The sequence below is a fragment of the Paenibacillus residui genome (genome assembly GCF_042677205.1).
Classification (GTDB): Bacteria; Bacillota; Bacilli; order Paenibacillales; family NBRC-103111; genus Paenibacillus_L; species Paenibacillus_L residui.
Window position 1 is genome coordinate 1 of record NZ_JBHTIU010000014.1, and the last position, 2,986, is coordinate 2,986.

Genomic DNA, 2,986 nt, shown 5'->3' on the forward strand with positions numbered 1-2,986 from the left:
CGGCATATTTGCCTTATTCACCCCTCAATTGGACTCAGAATGACTGCTTATTTCCGAGCCTCTATTCTTATGTAAGGAAAGGCAGCGCCCCATAGCTTTAAGAGAATACAAGACTCCAAATCCAAGCTGTCTGCTTGGAAGGAGCCCTGTCAGCTCTTCCGATGTGGAGGCTGTGCCATACGAATGATCCGTTCCAGGCCTTCAATATACTGCTGGAACATATTCATCCCGAGCTCGGTAGGAGAACAAATCGTCTTGGGCCGTCTTCCGACGAATGTTTTCTGTACATCAATGTAGCCGGCCTGCTCCAGTACGCGGATATGATTCCCCAGATTGCCTTCGGTTAATTGCAGCTCGTCCCGCAGAAATTTGAAATCACATTGCCCGTGAACGGCAAGCAAGCTCATGATTCCAAGCCGGGCCTTGGCATGGATGGTCTCGTCGATGGCGTCGAACAGATTATCCCCCATGACGCTTACTCCGCCACTGCAGATATATTCCTGCCATAATATTGCTGCCTCCGCCCAGCAATCCCAGAATGATAAATTGATATTCCCTGAAAAACAGCCAGGTCAAGATCGACAGCAGGATGAACCAGCAGCCGACAACCGCAGGTCCTTTCCCGGCCAGCGAGGCTAGGGATACATAGGAAATCCCTACCAGAATAACCCAGAAGAAGGAGGCGTATTCGACCCTTACTATGCCCGATGCCAGCATAAAGAACCCTGACAGCATCATCACCGCGAAAGGCAGCCAGAACATCCAGGCATAGGCTCCTCCCTCCTGCTCGTTGGAGGAACGGGACTGTCTCATCCCGACGGCCGCCGAAAGTATCGAGCCTACGATCGCACCGCTTAACCAGTACCAATTAGGCCAAACGGAATGGTCGAAATGCATGCCGACAAACCCGATCATCATATAGGCTCCCCAAATATACAGATAGGGCGGAGAATGATCGAGCTTCTTGCGGTTTCTGGCAATCAGCTGCTTAATAAACTCAATATCCTGCAGAGCCTGATCCGCACCCGTGTACCGCCCACCCTCTGCTGGTTTACGCATATGCTGCTCCTTGTTTTCCTTCAAAGATAACCACTCCTGAAGCCTGCAATTTTACCTTTCCTAGTTATCGATTTTCCCATCGAAACAACAATAATGCAAGTATACAGCAAGTAATTGTGAAGCCGGCCATCACCAGCAATTCTTTACCAAGCTCCGTGAACGGCTGGCCATACCATGCTCCCCGGACCAGATCCACATAATAAGTCATCGGTATCCAGCGGCTGATGGACTGCATAACGTCGGGCAGCATGGCGAGCGGCATCGCAATTCCCGAGAGAAAGATCATGGGGAAGAACACGATCATCGCCAACCCGCTTGCCGCACCGGTCGTGCTGACCAGACCCGACAGGGCAAAACCAAGACTGAAGAAACCGATGACTCCCATTAACAGGCTCCCGATAACCGCTGCCAGGGAGGCTGCCGTAAGCTGGACATCCCAAATGAGCTTGGCAAGAATGACGATTTCAACCGCACCGGCGACAATAAGAAAAATCCCTTGCACCGTATGGGAAGCCAGCACGGCGGACTTGCGGATCGGAGTAACCCGAAATCTTCTCAAAATACCGTTCTGTCGGTAGGTGATCATGTTAATATTAAGAGTAAACAAGGACACGGACATGACATTCATTGCGCACAATGCGGGGACATAATCATCGATATACCGGCCTCCCGGATAGATCGTACTGGGTGAATCCCCGAACATGGAACCAAACAACAGCAGCATCAGCACGGGATAAACCAGCACCCAAAAGATCGTAATCCAGTCCCGCAAATATAACCGCAGATCAAAAGCCGTCAATTTCAAAAAGGCGTTCATTACGCTCCCCTCCCCTGCTTTTCCGTCAATTCACTGAAAACTTCGTTCATCGACATCTCCTCCAGCTTCAGTCCTCTGACCACCCACTTCTCTTCATCGGCCCGGCGGTACAAATGCTGGAGGGTGAGATCCATGTCCGTCGAATGGAGCTTGATGATGCCGGACTCCCATTCGACATGAACGACATTTGTCAGCTCCGCCATGGCCTTCTGACTTGTCCGCCCGGGATTTCGGAAACTGATCCGCTTGCCCTCTCCGAGCAACGCGATCAGATTCTCCGGCGTATCCAGCGCAATCAGGCTGCCGCGGCTCATCACCGCCACCCGGTCGCACAGCGTCTCTGCTTCTTCCATATAATGAGTGGTAACAACGATGGTCCGCCCTTCCTCTCTAAGCTGCTTGATCATCTGCCACATCTGATTGCGGGCAACCGGGTCCAAGCCCATACTCGGCTCATCCAGGAAGACAATATCCGGATCGTTAATCAGGGCGAGAGCCAACGATACCCGCTGCTTCCAGCCGCCCGACAGCGATTTGAAGTAACTGTTTAACCTATCCCCCAGCCCGAGTAAACGTATGATTCCTTCCAAGTCGGCCGTGCGGTCATAGAAGGAGGAAAAGACGTTCAGAATCTCCTTCACCCTCGCATTTCCTGGGATGGATGTGGACTGGAGCAGCACACCGATCCTTTCCTTAATCTGCTGCGAATGGCTTCGGATATCTTTATTCAGCACCTTCACCGTTCCGCTGTCCGCCGAACGCAGTCCTTCCATCATTTCAATCAAAGTTGTTTTACCGGCGCCATTAGGACCTACGATACCGAAGATTTCCCCCTTACCGATCTGCAGCGATACATCCCCTACAGCCAACGTAGATCCGTACCGTTTGCTCACCTTATCCAACCGGATGACAGTTTCCACCGGATGCCCCTCCTTGCATGTTCATTTTTACTCTGAAAGACAGAGTGAATTAACTCTGTATTACAGAGTATTCTGTTTTTCAGCAAAAGTCAATGAGAAAACTCTTTGGTTACACGATACAAAAAAAAACTACGGCTGACCAATTAACTAACAAGGATTTCCAATGACCTTCGTCGAAGTATTTTTTACA

The 2,986-nt window shown here is 50.8% G+C and carries 4 protein-coding genes; all 4 read right to left on the minus strand.

The features are described from left to right. Positions 1-149 precede the first annotated feature (149 nt). Genes ACFQ03_RS05115 through ACFQ03_RS05130 form a run of 4 tightly spaced genes read right to left on the minus strand, consistent with a single transcriptional unit; the run spans position 150 to position 2,796 of the window. Positions 150-470: a winged helix-turn-helix domain-containing protein gene (locus ACFQ03_RS05115; protein ID WP_144937287.1), complete on the minus strand. Its 321-nt coding sequence runs from the start codon at positions 468-470 to the stop codon at positions 150-152. Continuing rightward, positions 460-1,083: a hypothetical protein gene (locus tag ACFQ03_RS05120; RefSeq protein WP_144937290.1), complete on the minus strand. Its 624-nt coding sequence runs from the start codon at positions 1,081-1,083 to the stop codon at positions 460-462. Before ACFQ03_RS05120 ends, ACFQ03_RS05115 begins: the two co-directional genes overlap by 11 nt. 40 nt (positions 1,084-1,123) lie before the next feature. Then, positions 1,124-1,876, minus strand: a complete 753-nt coding sequence (locus ACFQ03_RS05125; protein ID WP_144937293.1) for an ABC transporter permease — start codon at positions 1,874-1,876, stop codon at positions 1,124-1,126. Continuing rightward, positions 1,876-2,796: an ABC transporter ATP-binding protein gene (locus tag ACFQ03_RS05130; protein WP_144937296.1), complete on the minus strand. Its 921-nt coding sequence runs from the start codon at positions 2,794-2,796 to the stop codon at positions 1,876-1,878. The genes ACFQ03_RS05125 and ACFQ03_RS05130 overlap by 1 nt, the downstream gene beginning before the upstream one ends. Positions 2,797-2,986 lie beyond the last annotated feature (190 nt).